The organism is Ensifer sesbaniae (genome assembly GCF_013283665.1).
GTDB lineage: Bacteria > Pseudomonadota > Alphaproteobacteria > Rhizobiales > Rhizobiaceae > Ensifer > Ensifer sesbaniae.
This window is the reverse complement of the sequence record NZ_JABEKU010000003.1, coordinates 263,754-277,388: the sequence shown is the minus strand read 5'-3', so window position 1 is coordinate 277,388 and position 13,635 is coordinate 263,754. Positions and strand designations below refer to the sequence as shown.

Below are 13,635 nucleotides of genomic sequence, written 5' to 3'. Positions count from 1 at the left end.
GCATGGCCACCAACCACGATCCCCTGGCCGAATACAACAGACGCCGCGATTTCCGCGAGACCCGCGAACCAAAGGGCAAGATCGGTCGCAGTCGCTCGAACCAAAGGCGCTTCCTGGTGCAGAAGCATGACGCCACACGCCTTCATTACGATTTCCGACTGGAATGGGACGGCGTTCTGAAAAGCTGGGCCGTGACCCGCGGGCCTAGCCTCAACCCGGAGGACAAGCGTCTCGCCGTTCGAACCGAAGACCACCCGCTTGCCTATGGCGATTTCGAGGGAACGATCCCAGAGAAGCAATATGGCGGCGGCACCGTCATGTTGTGGGACACCGGCTGGTGGGAACCGGAAAACGATCCCGAGAAGGGATTGCGCGAAGGCAAGCTGACGTTTCAACTTCATGGCCAGCGCCTGCATGGCGGCTGGGCACTGGTCCGCATGCGGCCGCGCTCCGGCGAGAAGCGCGAGAACTGGCTGCTCATCAAGGAGGGGGATGACGCCGCCTCCGACGATGGTGAAACTCTCCTGGAGGACCATCAGACGAGCGTCACCACCGGCCGGACCATGGATGAGATCGCCGCCGGCAAGGGCGAACGCAGGAAGCACGTCTGGGCATCCGACAAAAGTACAGCCGCGAATCTGAGGGTGGGCGCGGTCGACACACCGCCGAAGAGATCGGCCAAGGGCAAGCCACCCGCTTTTCAGAAGCCACAACTGGCAACGCTGGTTTCGGAGGCGCCAGAGGGTGACGCTTGGCTGAACGAGGTCAAGTTCGATGGTTATCGCCTGGTGGTAGCCATCGGCGGCGGCAAGGCCATCTGCCACACGCGCACCGGACTCGACTGGACCGAGAAATTCCAAAAAATCTCCAAGGCATTGGCGGAACTCGACTGCACGTCTGCGCTTATCGACGGCGAGGCCGTTGCCGTGTCCAAGGAGGGGTCATCGTTCTCCGCCCTGCAGAAGGCCCTGAAAGGCGGCGGCGAGACACGCTTCTATGCCTTCGACCTGCTTCACCTCGACGGCCGCGACCTGCGCCGCCTGCCGCTGATCGAGCGGAAGGAGACACTGAAGCGGCTGCTCAGATCCCTGCCGCCATCCAGCACCATTCAATACAGCGAACACGTGCGCGGCAACGGACCGGAAGTCTTCTCGACCATCTGCAAGGCCGGCCAAGAGGGCATCATCGCCAAACAGGCGGAGGCACCCTACAGCAATCAGCGAACCCGAAGCTGGCTCAAGATCAAATGCACAAGGCGCCAGGAATTCGTCATTGGCGGCTACTCGCCGTCGACGAAGAAAGGACGCGCCTTTGCCTCGCTTCTCGTCGGCACCTTCGACAAGGGCGAACTCATCTATCGCGGACGCGTCGGAACCGGTTTCGACGAGGAACGCATGGAGACGCTCTCGGCCGCTTTCGCCAAACGCCGTCGCGCGACCAGTCCCTTCGCGAGCGTCCCGCGCGAGATCGCAAGGGACGCGATCTGGATCAGGCCGGACATGGTCGCAGAGATCGATTTCACCGAATTTACCGATGATGGACATATCCGCCACGGCGCCTTCGAGGGGCTGCGGGAGGACAAGGAGGCAAAGGCTGTGACACTCGAAACGCCGAAACCCGCAACGAAGTCCTCAGGCAAGTCCCAGGCGGAATCCTCGAAGGCAACGAACGCAAAGGGGGGATCGACCGCAGCGGACGAAACCGTCCTTGGCGTGCGGATCACCCACCCAGACCGCATCCTGTTCGAGGGCCAGGGCATCAGCAAACTGGATCTCTCCCGCTACTACGCAGTCGTCGCCGATCGGATGCTGCCCTACGCGGCCGAGCATCTCTTGTCGCTTGTGCGCTGCCCGCAGGGCGGCAAGGGGCAGTGCTTCTACCAGAGGCATGCCAGTGACGGCTTTCCCGACGAGATCAAGGAAGTCCCCGTCGAGGAAAGCTCCGGCGAGACCGAAAGCTACATGTATGTGCGCGATGCCAAGGGCCTAGTCGCCGCGGTACAGATGGGCACTCTGGAGTTCCACATCTGGGGATCGCGCTTCGACAAGCTCGAGACACCCGACCGGCTGGTCTTCGACCTCGATCCCGACCCGAGCGTCGACTTCGACACCGTGAAGGCGGCCGCCGTCGCTCTGCGCGACGCCCTTGACGAGATCGGGCTGAAATCGATGCCCATGGTTACCGGCGGCAAGGGCGTGCATGTCATCGTGCCGCTGACGGCGCGCGCCGCCTGGCCGGAAGCCAAGGCCTTCGCCAAGACCTTTGCCCAAGGTTTCGCCGAACGCGATCCGGACAAGTTCATCGCCACCATGTCGAAAGCCAAACGCAAGGGACGCATCTTCATCGACTGGCTGAGAAACGAACGCGCCGCCACCGCGATCGCGCCCTACTCGACCCGGGCGCGCGCCGGCGGGCCGGTCGCCACGCCGGTCAGCTGGGATGAGCTTTCCGGCCTCAAAGCCGCCAACAGTTTCCGCATCGCCGATATTCTCGACCGGATCGAAAGCGGCGAAGATCCCTGGAAGGATCTTGCCGGCATCCGCCAATCCCTGACCAAGAAGATCCTGAACAAGGTCGGGGCGAAGGCGACCGACTAGAACGCACAAAGGACGCTCCAGCACTTGATTCGAGAGCATCTTCTCCGCTTTCAGTGATTCCACTTGAAAACTGGATGCTCTATGCCGCTTCTGCCCGGCGCAGCCCCGGTTATCCCACGCTTTCCTTCGCATGTTGGAACTTGTACGCCAGCGCTTCCGGCAAACGCCGCGGCCGACCCTGACCGTTGATGACGGCGATGATCACCTTGGCGGCGATCAGCAGTTGCTCACCACGGCGGATCTCCTGCTGCAGCACCATCTTGGCGCCACCGGCCTTCTCCGTGACCGTTGTAATCGTCAGGATGTCGTCCATGCGGGCAGGCAGCTTGAAGTCGATCTCCATGCGATGCACGACGAAGACCAGGCCTTCGCTGTCGCCTTCGATCGCGAGCGTCGCCTGTTCGACGCCGAGCAGCCGCAGGAAGTCGGTGCGGGCGCGCTCCATGAAGTGCAGGTAACGGGCATGATAGACGACGCCGGAAAAATCTGTGTCTTCGTAGTAGACGCGCTGGATCAGCCGATGGCCATGTTCGGTCAGTTCGCCTGCGAGCGAAATCAGGGACATGCTTTTCTCCGAAAGAATTTCCCGTTTCCTGTGCAGGAACAAAAAGCCATTTGCAAGCATTGCAGCGTTGTCACAATCCTATCCTATCACGTGACGGACTTCCTTCTCGATCAGGAGAGCGTGCATGAAGATTGCGATTCTCGGCGGCGACGGTTTCGTCGGCTGGCCCACGGCCCTTCACCTGTCCGATGCCGGCCACGATGTCCACATCCTCGACAATCTTTCCCGCCGCTGGATCGATACGGAGCTCGGCGTGCAATCGCTGACACCGATGGACTCGATCCAGGAGCGCACCCGTATCTGGCACGCCGAAACCGGCCGCCGCATCCATTTCAATCTGATTGACCTCGCCCGCGACTACGAACTGCTCAAGAACTGGCTCGCCGAACAGCGCCCGGATGCGATCGTGCATTTCGCCGAACAGCGCGCCGCGCCCTATTCCATGAAGAGCGACCGCCACAAGAACTACACGGTCAACAACAACGTCAACGCCACGCACAATCTCTTGAATGCGTTGGTCGAGCTCGAGCTCGATGCGCATCTGGTGCATCTCGGCACCATGGGCGTCTACGGCTATTCGACCGTCGGCGCGGCGATCCCCGAGGGATACCTGCCTGTTGGCATCGAGACGATGGGCGGCGAGACCGTCAGCCAGGAGATCCTCTATCCCTCCAATCCCGGCTCGATCTATCACATGACCAAGTGCCTGGATCAGTTGCTGTTCCAGTTCTACGCAAAGAACGACGGCCTCAGGATCACCGACCTGCACCAGGGTATCGTCTGGGGCACCCATACCGAACAGACGCGCCGCCACCCGCAGCTCATCAACCGCTTCGATTATGACGGCGACTATGGCACCGTCTTGAATCGCTTTCTGATCCAGGCGGCGATCGGCTATCCCCTGACGGTGCACGGCACCGGCGGCCAGACGCGCGCCTTCATCCACATCCAGGATTCGGTCCGCTGCATCGAGCTGGCGCTGAAGAACCCGCCGGCCCGGGGCAGCCGCGTCGAGATCTTCAACCAGATGACCGAGACCCACCGGGTACGCGACCTTGCCGAGATGATCGCTGCGATCACCGGCGCGCAGATCGCCTGGCTGCCCAACCCGCGCAAGGAAGCGGCCGAGAACGAACTCGTCGTCCACAATGAGAAGTTCTTAGGCCTCGGCCTCAACCCGACGCGGCTGCAGGACGGGCTGCTGTCGGAAATCGTCGATGTCGCGAAGAAATTCGCCTATCGTGTCGATCGCACGCGCGTGCCCGCCGTCTCCGCCTGGACCAAGGACATTGCGCCGCTCATCAACCACGACCCAGAGGGCAAGCGGCTGAAATCCGTTTCATGACATCCACCGACCCTTCGGAGGGGCTCCGCCCCTCCTCGCCTCCTTCTGCCGGCCATGCCTTCGTGACGCTGGTCACCAATGCCGACTATGCGCTCGGGGCCCGCGCTTTGGCGCGCTCGCTGCGCCTCTCCGGCACCGAGGCCGATATTGTGGTGCTGCATACCGGCGGCGTCTCGCTCGACGCGCTGGCGCCGCTGGCCGAGTTCGGCTGCCGCCTCGTCGAGGCCGACCTCCTGCCGCTCTCCGACGCCTTCAACGAGCGCCACCAGCGCCGGAACGTGCATGAGACGGCGCCCTTTACCAAGGGCCGCAAACCCGCCTTTCACTCGCCGCTCGACAATTTCTGCAAGCTCAGGCTCTGGCAACTCGTCGAATACCGCCGCTGCGTCTTCATCGACGCCGACGCGATCGTGCTCAGGAACATCGACCGGCTGTTTTCCTATCCGGAGTTCTCCGCCGCGCCGAACGTCTACGGAAGCCTCGCCGACTTTCACCGGCTGAACTCCGGCGTCTTCGTCGCCGAGCCTTCGCTCGCGACATTCGGACGGATGCTCGCTCGTCTCGACGCACCCGAGGCCTTCTGGCCGCGCACCGACCAGACCTTCCTGCAGACTTTCTTCCCGGATTGGCACGGCCTGCCGGTGACGATGAACATGTTGCAATATGTCTGGTTCAACATGCCCGACCTCTGGGACTGGCGCTCGATCGGCGTCCTGCACTACCAGTATGAAAAGCCCTGGGAAAAGGACCATCCCCGTGCCGAGGCCTTGCGGCCGCTGATCGACCTCTGGTTTGCCTTCCTGACCGGGGACGACATTCCGGAGATCGCTTCTCTCCCCAATCCGGTACGCCGATGACACGGGTCCTGGTCTCCGGCGGCACCGGTTTCGTCGGCCGCTTCATCGTCGAGCATTTGTTGCGGAACGGATACGAGGTGATCGTCGGCGGCCGCCATCCGCCCGACCCCGGCTATTTCACCGCCGATCTTCGCTTCGTGCCGTTGTTTCTCGATCCGGATCTCGACCAAGCCGCCGTATTCGAAGGCGTTGCCGCCTTCGTCCATGCTGCATTCGAACATGTCGAGGGCAGGTATCGCGGCGGTGAAGGCGACGATCCGCAAGGCTTCTGCCGTGCGAATATCGACGGCTCGGTCCGCCTGTTCGAGACGGCACGGGCGGCCGGCGTTAAGCGCTGCGTGTTTCTGTCGAGCCGCGCCGTCTACGGCAGTCGCCGCGCTGGCCGTCTCGACGAGACGTCGCCGCCAGACCCGGACACGCTTTATGGCCAGGTGAAGGTCGCGGTCGAAGATCACTTGCGGATGCTTGCAACCGAGGACTTCATCCCGGCAAGCCTGCGGGTCACCGGCGTATACGGTGCCGCTGGTCCTGGCCGACGGCACAAGTGGGCCGACCTGTTTGCGAGCTATCTTGAAGGAAAACCGATCCAGCCGCGGATCGGCACCGAGATCCATGGCGATGACGTGGGTGCCGCGGTGCGCCTGATGCTCGAAGCGGATAGCGCCGCGGTGCGGGGTGAGGTCTTCAACGTTTCGGACCTGCTGCTCGACGTCAGGAAAATTCTCTCGCTGGTGCAGGCACTGACCGGATGCCCGCACCCATTGCCGGAGACCGTTTCGGCGGATGGCTATCTGGTTATGGCGACTGAAAAATTGCGCCAGCTCGGCTGGCAGCCTGGCGGATCGGAGCGGCTGGCGACCTCGATCAGGGGTCTGCTCGAGGACATCAGGCCCGCGTAAAGCCTCCGGACCTCGGATCAGCTAACCAAGGTCGATGACGACGATTTCCGGCGGCACGCCGAAACGAACCGGCGCAAGCGAACAGCCGAGACCTCCGGAAACGATCAGGTTGCAATCGTTCTCGACCATATGGCCATAGGCGTAGCGATCGCCGAAGCGCGAGGGCACCACGGGCGCGTAGCCGAGAAGCCGCACCTGGCCGCCATGGGTATGGCCCGACAATGTCAACGCGACGCGTGAGGGAACGCTCGGGAAGATGTCCGGCTCGTGTGCCAGCAGAATGACCGGATCGCCATCGCTCACCTGCGCCAGCGTGCCCTCGAGATCGTCGAGACCTTTCATGCGCTGCCGCTGCCACTTCTTGCCCGGCACCAGGGCGAGCTGGTCTTCGAGACCGGCGATCCAGAAGCCCTGCCCTTCTTTCTCCAGCCGGACTGCCCGGTTGCTGTAGACGTTGATGCCGACATCCTGCAGCGCCTTGTGTCCGAAGGTCGGACCGCTTCCGTTTCTCTGCGCGGTCTTGTCCTCCCACCAGTCGTGATTGCCCATGACGGCATGGACGCCGAGCGGCGCCGTAAGCGTCGCAAGCGACTTAGCCCATTCGCTGGAGTGGACATAGCGGGTAACGAAATTCATACCGGCCGCGTAATCACCGAGAAGCACGGTTACGTCGCCGCCGAGATCATTGGCCTGGCGGCAGATCGAGGCGATGCGGCTTGCCGGCATCCAGGGTTCGCAGGCATGGATATCGGCGAGCGCGACGACACGCAATTTCAGGCCGGGTGTCCAGCCGGGCGGCGTCAGCGAGTAGCGGGTTACATTCAGCCGGGCCAATGGTTCGACGGCGAAGGCGTAACCGCTAAGCGCTGCCATGCTGGCAATCCCGCCGCCGATCATTTTCAACAATCCGCGGCGGGTAATCATCTATTCGTCCTCGAGTGTCAGCCGAAATTGTGTCGCCTCGACCTCTTTCGGCGGATTGAGGCCGATATGTTTCCAGGCATTTGCGGTCAAGATACGGCCGCGCGGCGTCCGCTGTATGAAACCTTGCTGGATCAGATAGGGCTCGATGATGTCTTCGATCGCGTCGCGCGGTTCGGAGAGCCCGGCGGCTATGGTTTCGATGCCGACGGGTCCGCCAGCGAAATTCTGCGCGATCATGAAGAGATAGCGGCGGTCGAGCTGGTCGAGCCCCATATTATCGACGAGCAGCCGTGTCAGTGCTTCGTCGGCGATCTCCTTGGTCACGGCCTCGGCGCGCGCCACTTCGGCAAAATCGCGCACCCGGCGCAGCAGCCGCCCGGCGATGCGCGGCGTGCCGCGGGCGCGACGGGCGATCTCGCGCGCGCCATCGTCGGTCATGCCGAGCCCCATCAGCCGGGCGCCGCGCCGGACGATCGATTCCAGTTCTTCGACGGTGTAGAAGTTGAGCCGCACCGGGATGCCGAAACGGTCACGAAGCGGTGTCGTCAGCAAGCCGAGGCGGGTGGTTGCTGCCACCAGCGTGAACTTCGAGAGATCGATCTTCACCGAACGTGCGGCCGGGCCTTCGCCGATGATGAGGTCGAGCTGGAAATCCTCCATCGCCGGATAGAGGATTTCTTCGACCGCCGGATTGAGCCGGTGGATTTCGTCGATGAAGAGCACGTCGCGCTCTTCGAGATTGGTGAGCAGTGCGGCGAGATCGCCGGCCTTGGCTATGACCGGGCCGGAGGTCGAGCGGAAATTGACGCCGAGCTCCTTGGCCATGATCTGCGCAAGCGTCGTCTTGCCGAGGCCGGGCGGGCCGACGAACAGTACGTGATCCAGCGCCTCGCCGCGGTTCTTGGCCGCTTCGATGAAGATCTTCAGGTTGGCGCGCGCTTCCGCCTGGCCGGTAAACTCGTCCAGCGACTGCGGGCGCATGGTCGCGTCGAGATCCTCGCCGCGCTTTTCCGGCGTTATCAGACGTGCCGCATCAGTCATGCATTCGTTCCAATTGGTCGGTCGTCATGGCGCAGGCACCCACCTGCGTCCGGCCCCTTCCGTTCTGCCTTCTGCGCCCCGCCAAGGCAAGCGCTCATCGCGCCAGTTCCTTGAGGCCGAGGCGGATGAGCTTGGCACTGTCTCCCCCCTCACCGCCATTCTTCAGCGCGGCGGCAACCGCATTGGCCGCCTGGTCGCGCGAATAGCCGAGATTGGTCAGCGCCGAAACCGCATCCGACACCGGCGCGGAGGCGACCCCTTCGCCAAGCTCCTGCTTGAGGCCGATCGACGACGCCATCTCGCCGGCAAAGGACGGTGCCTTGTTCTTGAGTTCGGTGACGATGCGCACCGCCACCTTGGGGCCGACACCCGGCGCGCGGGAGACCGAGGTCTTGTCCTGCAGCGCGATGGCATTGGCGAGTTCGCCCGGCGTCAGGGTCGAGAGCACCGCAAGCGCAACCTTGGAGCCGACGCCCTGCACGCTTTGCAGCAAGCGAAACCACTCCCGCTCGAGCGCCGTCAAGAAGCCGAAGAGCTTCAACTGGTCCTCGCGCACATAGGTCTCGATGAAGAGCATCGCCGCCTCGCCAGCCGAACCGAGCTTGGACAAGGTGCGCGCCGAACAAAAGGCGACATAGCCGACGCCATGCACGTCGAGCACGACGTGATCCTCGCCGATCTCGTCGATGGTACCCTTCAATTTGCCGATCATGTGGCGTCTCTCGCGGTGGGGGATGGTCGCTCAGACCATCGGAAAATATCTTCTCTACAGCGTCGCGCGCCTCAAGACGCGATGAAGTCGGTGTAGCACTTCAGATCTACTGCAACTACGCCATCAATGCGGCGAGCCGGCTCGTCACCGATTGCCGATTGTGGGCATGACAGATGGCGATCGCCAGTGCGTCCGCCGCATCGTTGCCCTTGAACTCGACCTTCGGCATCAGAACCTTGATCATCATGTGGATCTGCTGCTTCTCGCCATGGCCGACGCCGATCACGGCCTTCTTGACCGCGTTCGGCGCATATTCGGCGACCCTCAAGCCCGCGCGCGCCGGCACCAGCATCGCAATGCCGCGCGCCTGGCCAAGCTTCAGCGTCGCCGTCGCGTCCTTGTTGACGAAGGTCTGCTCGACCGCCGCTTCGTGCGGCTGGTAGCTGTGCACCACTTCGGCAAGGCCGTCGTGCAACTGGCAAAGCCGCGAAGCAAGATCCATCTCGCCATCGGAGGTGACCGTGCCGGAGGCAACGAAACGCAGCGAGTTGCCGAGCGTCTCGATGATGCCCCAGCCGGTGCGGCGGAGGCCCGGATCGATGCCGATGATGCGAATCATATTCTGCATGAAATTCACCCTATGACGCCAGCCTGGACGCTGCCAGCAAAAAGTGAACAAAACAAAAACATACGCACAGTTGAAACAGGGCTTCAGGAATTCTTGGTCGTCGCCCTTGGATTGAGGAAAATTGAGCTTACATAGCCTTTCATCAATTTCCCTCAATAAAGGCCTTTGCCATGGCGACTTTCTCCGTCCTCGATCTCTCCCCGATCACCGAAGGCGGCAGCGTCGCCCAATCGCTCGAAAATTCCCGCCGCCTGGCGCAGGCCGCCGAGGAGAACGGCTACAAACGCTTCTGGCTGGCGGAACACCACGGCATGAAGGGCATCGCCAGCGCCGCGACCTCCATCGTGATCTCGCACGTGGCCGCAGCCACGAAGACGATCCGCGTCGGCTCCGGCGGCATCATGCTGCCGAACCATTCGCCGCTGGTGATCGCCGAACAGTTCGGCACGCTCGCCGCGCTCTATCCGGGTCGCATCGATCTCGGCCTCGGCCGCGCGCCGGGAACCGACATGCGCACGGCCCAGGCGCTCCGGCGCAACATGGAGGCAAGCGGCAACAATTTCCCGAACGATGTCGTGGAACTGCAGGCCCTGCTCGGCCCCGTCGCCGAGGATCAGAAGATCATCGCCGTTCCGGGCGCCGACACCAATGTGCCGATCTGGCTGTTGGGCTCGAGCCATTTCAGCGCTCATCTTGCCGGCATGCTCGGCCTTCCCTTCGCCTTCGCTTCGCATTTCGCGCCGGACATGCTGCTCTCGGCGCTGGAGATCTATCGCGAACGCTTCACGCCGTCCGCGACGCTCGACAGACCGCATGTCATGGTCGGCGTCATGGGTGTCGCCGCCGATACGGACGAGGAGGCGAACTATCTCTTCACCTCGATGCAGCAATCCTTCGTGGCGCTGCGGCGCAATGCGCGCGGACGCTTCCCGCCGCCGGTTCAATCGATGGACGGGCTCTGGAGCTATGACGAAAAGATCTTCGTGGACCATTCGATGATGTATGCGGTCGTCGGCGGGCCCGAGACGATCCGCCGGAAAATCGCGACCTTCCTCGATCAGACGAAGGCCGATGAGCTGATCATCTCCCTACCGATCTTCGACATGGAGGCGCGCCTGCACTCGCTTCGCCTCTTCGCCGACGCCCAGCGCGATCTCGCGAAGGCCTGAGAAAGCGCGATCAGACCACGCCGAAAGCCGGCGCAATGTCCTCCATGCGGGTGAAAAACCGATCCGGTCCGAGCTTTTGCAGGAAGACCGGATCGGCATAACCCCAGGCCACCGCTCCCGCGGCAATGCCCGCCTTGCGGGCCGCTTCGATGTCGCGTGCTTCGTCGCCGATCGCCAGGAACCGGGTCGGGTCCAGCCCGGAATATCGGACCGCCTTCTTGAAATGCTGGTCCTTGCCGAAGAGAGCGGCACCGCACTCGAGAATGTCCACGGACGCAGCCGCCTCTCCGAGTGCGGCGCGAATCCCGTCTTCCGCATTCGAGCTGACGATGGCGATGCCGATGCCGGCGGCCTTTAACCGGCTAAGCAATTCGGCGACGCCCGGAAACAGCCGCACGGATGCGGCCTCGGCCGCCATGGCCCGGCGCATAAAGATGGCGATCTGCGGCAGCTTCCACAGGGGCACGCCGAGATGCGCGATGATCTCGCGATTGCCCATCGTCCTAAGCGACTGGAACTCCTCGATGGAAAGCTCACGGAAGCCGTAGCGCCGTGCGGCACTGTTGCAGGCAAGCATGAAGCTCGCCGCGGTGTCGGCGAGCGTGCCGTCGAAATCGAAGATCGCAAATTCATAGGTCATCGGAACCGTACAATGAAAAACCCGTGCCCTTTCGGACACGGGTGAACAATCCGGAACTTGCCGAGCGTCCAATCAGGCGGACAGCTTCGCCAGGATCTCGTCCGACACTTCGAAGTTCGAATAGACGTTCTGGACGTCGTCATCGTCTTCGAGCGTGTCGATGAGCTTCATCAGCGACTGTGCCTTTTCTTCGTCGACCGGCACGGTGTTCTGCGGCTTCCAGATCGCCTTGACGGTCTCGGCTTCGCCGAGCGTGTCTTCGAGCGCCTTGGAGACTTCGCCGATCGCCTCGAAACCGCAGATGATCGTGTGGCCTTCCTCGTCGGTGGTAACGTCGTCGGCACCCGCCTCGATCGCCGCTTCCATGACCTTGTCGGCGTCACCGGCGGACAGCTTGTAGGTAATTTCGCCGACGCGGTCGAAGGAGAAGGAAACCGATCCGGTTTCGCCCAGCGCACCGCCGGCCTTGGTAAAGGTCGAGCGCACGCTGGAAGCGGTACGGTTGCGGTTATCGGTCAGCGCCTCGACGATGACGGCAACGCCGCCCGGGCCGTAGCCCTCGTAGCGGACTTCTTCGTAGTTTTCCGCATCGCCGCCGGAGGCCTTCTTGATGGCCCGTTCGATGTTGTCCTTCGGCATCGACTGTGCCTTGGCGTTCTGGATCGCCAGGCGCAGGCGCGGGTTCATCGCCGGGTCCGGCATGCCGGCCTTGGCGGCAACCGTGATTTCGCGCGCGAGCTTGGAAAACATTTTCGAGCGCACCGCATCCTGACGGCCCTTGCGGTGCATGATGTTCTTGAACTGTGAATGGCCAGCCATGGCACCCTCTGCATGCATGATAATGTAGGGATGGGGCGCCTTATAGTTTTATTGCCGCTTTCCGTCCAGCCGGGGCGCGGCTTTTCAGTCGGCCGATACCTGCGCGCGGCTCAGGTGGAAGCTGTGTCCGTCATCACGACGACAGGAAAGGCCGGTGCGCTCCGAGGCGCAGGTGAACGGTCCCCGCGCCCAGCTTTGCCCGTAGTCGAGCACCGGGCCGGACGAACAGCAGCTCGGATCACCGACGGCGTGGTTGAGGGTGGCCGCACCCGTGCGGCCGAGCGTGGCGCGAACGTAGCGCGGCACGACGATATCGCAGGTAAGCTCCGGGCCGCCGTCGGCAGGCTGATAGACGGGCGTGCCGCCGGCCGGCGTGTAGACGCAGCCGATATTGCCCGATGGCATCACGAATATCTCCTGCACGCCCGCGGGCTCAACGGTCGGCTCCGGCTGGCTTTGCTGCCATTGTCCTTCGGGAGAGGGCATGCGTGGCGGCGGCGCGCCACCCGCTTGGGCCAGTGTCGACAGTGACAGGAAAAGCGATACGCCAACCACAAGCAACTTCATCGGGCGATCCTGAACGTTCAGACGCCCTGGAGAATATAAACCAGAGGTTTGCTTGGCAAGGAACGCAACGAGACCTTGACGCTGGCGCTGTCGGCGAAGCGTTTGTCGTAGTCGTCGCCGAACATGTCGAGAAAGGCGTCGATCGGCGGACCGCGGCGGTGCATCGGCAGGATCAGAGACGACCGCAGTCGATTGACGACCCGGCTCATGCTTTCGGCCCCCATGGTCAGACCGCCGTCGACCGGTACCATGAGCACGTCGAGCCGGCCGATGTGACGGTAGTGGCTGTCGTCAAGCTCATGATGAAGATGACCGAGATGGCCGATGCAAAGGTCCGCGACCTCGAAAATGAAGATTGAATTACCGTCACGCTCCATTGCCCCGCCGCCTGCACGGATGTCGGTCGTGACGTTGCGGATATAGGTGTCACCCACCACGAGGTCGTGACGGGCCGGTCCGCCGTCGTCGCCCCAGCCATGCAGCACGGTCCTGATCGCAGGGTCGGGTGTCAGCGTGTAGTGGCTCGAATGCGCCTTGTTCATCGTCGCGACCGTCGGCGGCGTGGGAGGCACGAACCAACCATTGTAGTCGGTGGCGATCGAGATGCCGCCGGGCGTCTCGATCAGGAAGGTGGAATGACCGAGATAAGTGATGGTCACCTCACCGGCAGTCGCCTGTCCCTTGACGGCGGCCGCGGGCGTGAAGCTGGCGAAGGTCGCCTGCGGTATGGCCTCGGCAATCGCCTGGCACTGACTGGCGTGACGCGGCTGCTGCTGCGCATGCGCGACGGACGGCCAGAATGCATGGATCAGCCATATGGCGGCGAACGTGTAGACAAGGTACCGGAGCATCAGCCTTCACCTCTCTCACTT

General features: G+C 62.9%; 14 protein-coding genes. 5 read left to right on the top strand and 9 right to left on the bottom strand.

The features are described 5' to 3' along the window. Nucleotides 1-2 precede the first annotated feature (2 nt). A complete protein-coding gene (gene ligD, locus BHMPCIPO_RS29875; RefSeq protein ID WP_173520449.1) occupies nt 3-2,597 on the top strand; it encodes a DNA ligase D in 2,595 nt (864 codons plus the stop codon). A gap of 109 nt (nt 2,598-2,706) precedes the next feature. Here ligD and ybgC read toward each other — a convergent pair whose 3' ends face one another. After that, nucleotides 2,707-3,162 carry a tol-pal system-associated acyl-CoA thioesterase gene (gene ybgC, locus BHMPCIPO_RS29870; RefSeq protein ID WP_173520448.1) on the bottom strand — a complete coding sequence of 152 codons (456 nt, stop codon included), beginning with the start codon at nt 3,160-3,162 and terminating at the stop codon, nt 2,707-2,709. A gap of 124 nt (nt 3,163-3,286) precedes the next feature. On the opposite strand from ybgC, the gene BHMPCIPO_RS29865 reads away from it, so the two are divergent. From BHMPCIPO_RS29865 to BHMPCIPO_RS29855, 3 genes are read left to right on the top strand one after another with little or no spacing between them, the layout of a single operon-like run. After that, nucleotides 3,287-4,507: an NAD-dependent epimerase/dehydratase family protein gene (locus BHMPCIPO_RS29865; RefSeq protein ID WP_173520447.1), complete on the top strand. Its 1,221-nt coding sequence runs from the start codon at nt 3,287-3,289 to the stop codon at nt 4,505-4,507. After that, nucleotides 4,504-5,364 (top strand): glycosyltransferase, encoded by an 861-nt coding sequence (locus BHMPCIPO_RS29860; RefSeq protein WP_173520446.1) that lies wholly within the window; start codon nt 4,504-4,506, stop codon nt 5,362-5,364. Before BHMPCIPO_RS29865 ends, BHMPCIPO_RS29860 begins: the two co-directional genes overlap by 4 nt. Then, nucleotides 5,361-6,263, top strand: coding sequence for an NAD-dependent epimerase/dehydratase family protein (locus tag BHMPCIPO_RS29855; protein ID WP_173520445.1), 903 nt, complete (start codon nt 5,361-5,363; stop codon nt 6,261-6,263). The genes BHMPCIPO_RS29860 and BHMPCIPO_RS29855 overlap by 4 nt, the downstream gene beginning before the upstream one ends. A gap of 21 nt (nt 6,264-6,284) precedes the next feature. Here BHMPCIPO_RS29855 and BHMPCIPO_RS29850 read toward each other — a convergent pair whose 3' ends face one another. From BHMPCIPO_RS29850 to ruvC, 4 genes are all read right to left on the bottom strand, one after another. Then, entirely contained in the window at nt 6,285-7,187 is a 903-nt protein-coding gene (locus BHMPCIPO_RS29850; protein ID WP_173520444.1) for a metallophosphoesterase, read from the bottom strand. Then, entirely contained in the window at nt 7,188-8,228 is a 1,041-nt protein-coding gene (gene ruvB, locus BHMPCIPO_RS29845; RefSeq protein ID WP_173520443.1) for a Holliday junction branch migration DNA helicase RuvB, read from the bottom strand. It abuts the gene before it with no gap. A 94-nt stretch (nt 8,229-8,322) separates the two neighbouring features. After that, complete coding sequence (gene ruvA, locus BHMPCIPO_RS29840) at nt 8,323-8,940, bottom strand: Holliday junction branch migration protein RuvA (RefSeq protein WP_173520442.1); 618 nt, start codon at nt 8,938-8,940, stop codon at nt 8,323-8,325. Nucleotides 8,941-9,055: 115 nt separating this feature from the next. Then, on the bottom strand, nt 9,056-9,568 hold the full coding sequence (ruvC, locus tag BHMPCIPO_RS29835; RefSeq protein ID WP_173520441.1) for a crossover junction endodeoxyribonuclease RuvC: 513 nt from the start codon (nt 9,566-9,568) through the stop codon (nt 9,056-9,058). A 170-nt stretch (nt 9,569-9,738) separates the two neighbouring features. Between ruvC and BHMPCIPO_RS29830 the strand changes: the two genes are divergently transcribed. Beyond that, nucleotides 9,739-10,737, top strand: coding sequence for an LLM class flavin-dependent oxidoreductase (locus BHMPCIPO_RS29830; RefSeq protein ID WP_173520440.1), 999 nt, complete (start codon nt 9,739-9,741; stop codon nt 10,735-10,737). Nucleotides 10,738-10,747: 10 nt separating this feature from the next. On the opposite strand, the gene BHMPCIPO_RS29825 is transcribed toward BHMPCIPO_RS29830, so the two are convergent. The 4 genes from BHMPCIPO_RS29825 to BHMPCIPO_RS29810 all read right to left on the bottom strand — a co-directional run bounded on the left by BHMPCIPO_RS29825 (nt 10,748) and on the right by BHMPCIPO_RS29810 (nt 13,617). Next, nucleotides 10,748-11,377, bottom strand: coding sequence for an HAD hydrolase-like protein (locus BHMPCIPO_RS29825; protein ID WP_173520439.1), 630 nt, complete (start codon nt 11,375-11,377; stop codon nt 10,748-10,750). Nucleotides 11,378-11,449: 72 nt separating this feature from the next. Beyond that, nucleotides 11,450-12,196, bottom strand: a complete 747-nt coding sequence (locus BHMPCIPO_RS29820; RefSeq protein WP_173520438.1) for a YebC/PmpR family DNA-binding transcriptional regulator — start codon at nt 12,194-12,196, stop codon at nt 11,450-11,452. Nucleotides 12,197-12,280: 84 nt separating this feature from the next. Then, nucleotides 12,281-12,763: a DUF6636 domain-containing protein gene (locus BHMPCIPO_RS29815; protein WP_173520437.1), complete on the bottom strand. Its 483-nt coding sequence runs from the start codon at nt 12,761-12,763 to the stop codon at nt 12,281-12,283. Between the two features lie 17 nt (nt 12,764-12,780). Further along, on the bottom strand, nt 12,781-13,617 hold the full coding sequence (locus tag BHMPCIPO_RS29810; RefSeq protein ID WP_173520666.1) for an MBL fold metallo-hydrolase: 837 nt from the start codon (nt 13,615-13,617) through the stop codon (nt 12,781-12,783). Nucleotides 13,618-13,635: the final 18 nt, after the last annotated feature.

Coding starts and splice junctions, on each gene's coding strand:
- BHMPCIPO_RS29865 (WP_173520447.1), top strand. CDS start 3,287: ATGAAGATTGCGATTCTCGGCGGCGACGGTTTCGTCGGCTGGCCCACG.
- BHMPCIPO_RS29820 (WP_173520438.1), bottom strand. CDS start 12,196: ATGGCTGGCCATTCACAGTTCAAGAACATCATGCACCGCAAGGGCCGT.
- ruvB (WP_173520443.1), bottom strand. CDS start 8,228: ATGACTGATGCGGCACGTCTGATAACGCCGGAAAAGCGCGGCGAGGAT.
- BHMPCIPO_RS29850 (WP_173520444.1), bottom strand. CDS start 7,187: ATGATTACCCGCCGCGGATTGTTGAAAATGATCGGCGGCGGGATTGCC.
- BHMPCIPO_RS29860 (WP_173520446.1), top strand. CDS start 4,504: ATGACATCCACCGACCCTTCGGAGGGGCTCCGCCCCTCCTCGCCTCCT.
- ybgC (WP_173520448.1), bottom strand. CDS start 3,162: ATGTCCCTGATTTCGCTCGCAGGCGAACTGACCGAACATGGCCATCGG.
- BHMPCIPO_RS29815 (WP_173520437.1), bottom strand. CDS start 12,763: ATGAAGTTGCTTGTGGTTGGCGTATCGCTTTTCCTGTCACTGTCGACA.
- ruvC (WP_173520441.1), bottom strand. CDS start 9,568: ATGCAGAATATGATTCGCATCATCGGCATCGATCCGGGCCTCCGCCGC.
- BHMPCIPO_RS29825 (WP_173520439.1), bottom strand. CDS start 11,377: ATGACCTATGAATTTGCGATCTTCGATTTCGACGGCACGCTCGCCGAC.
- BHMPCIPO_RS29830 (WP_173520440.1), top strand. CDS start 9,739: ATGGCGACTTTCTCCGTCCTCGATCTCTCCCCGATCACCGAAGGCGGC.
- ruvA (WP_173520442.1), bottom strand. CDS start 8,940: ATGATCGGCAAATTGAAGGGTACCATCGACGAGATCGGCGAGGATCAC.
- BHMPCIPO_RS29855 (WP_173520445.1), top strand. CDS start 5,361: ATGACACGGGTCCTGGTCTCCGGCGGCACCGGTTTCGTCGGCCGCTTC.
- ligD (WP_173520449.1), top strand. CDS start 3: ATGGCCACCAACCACGATCCCCTGGCCGAATACAACAGACGCCGCGAT.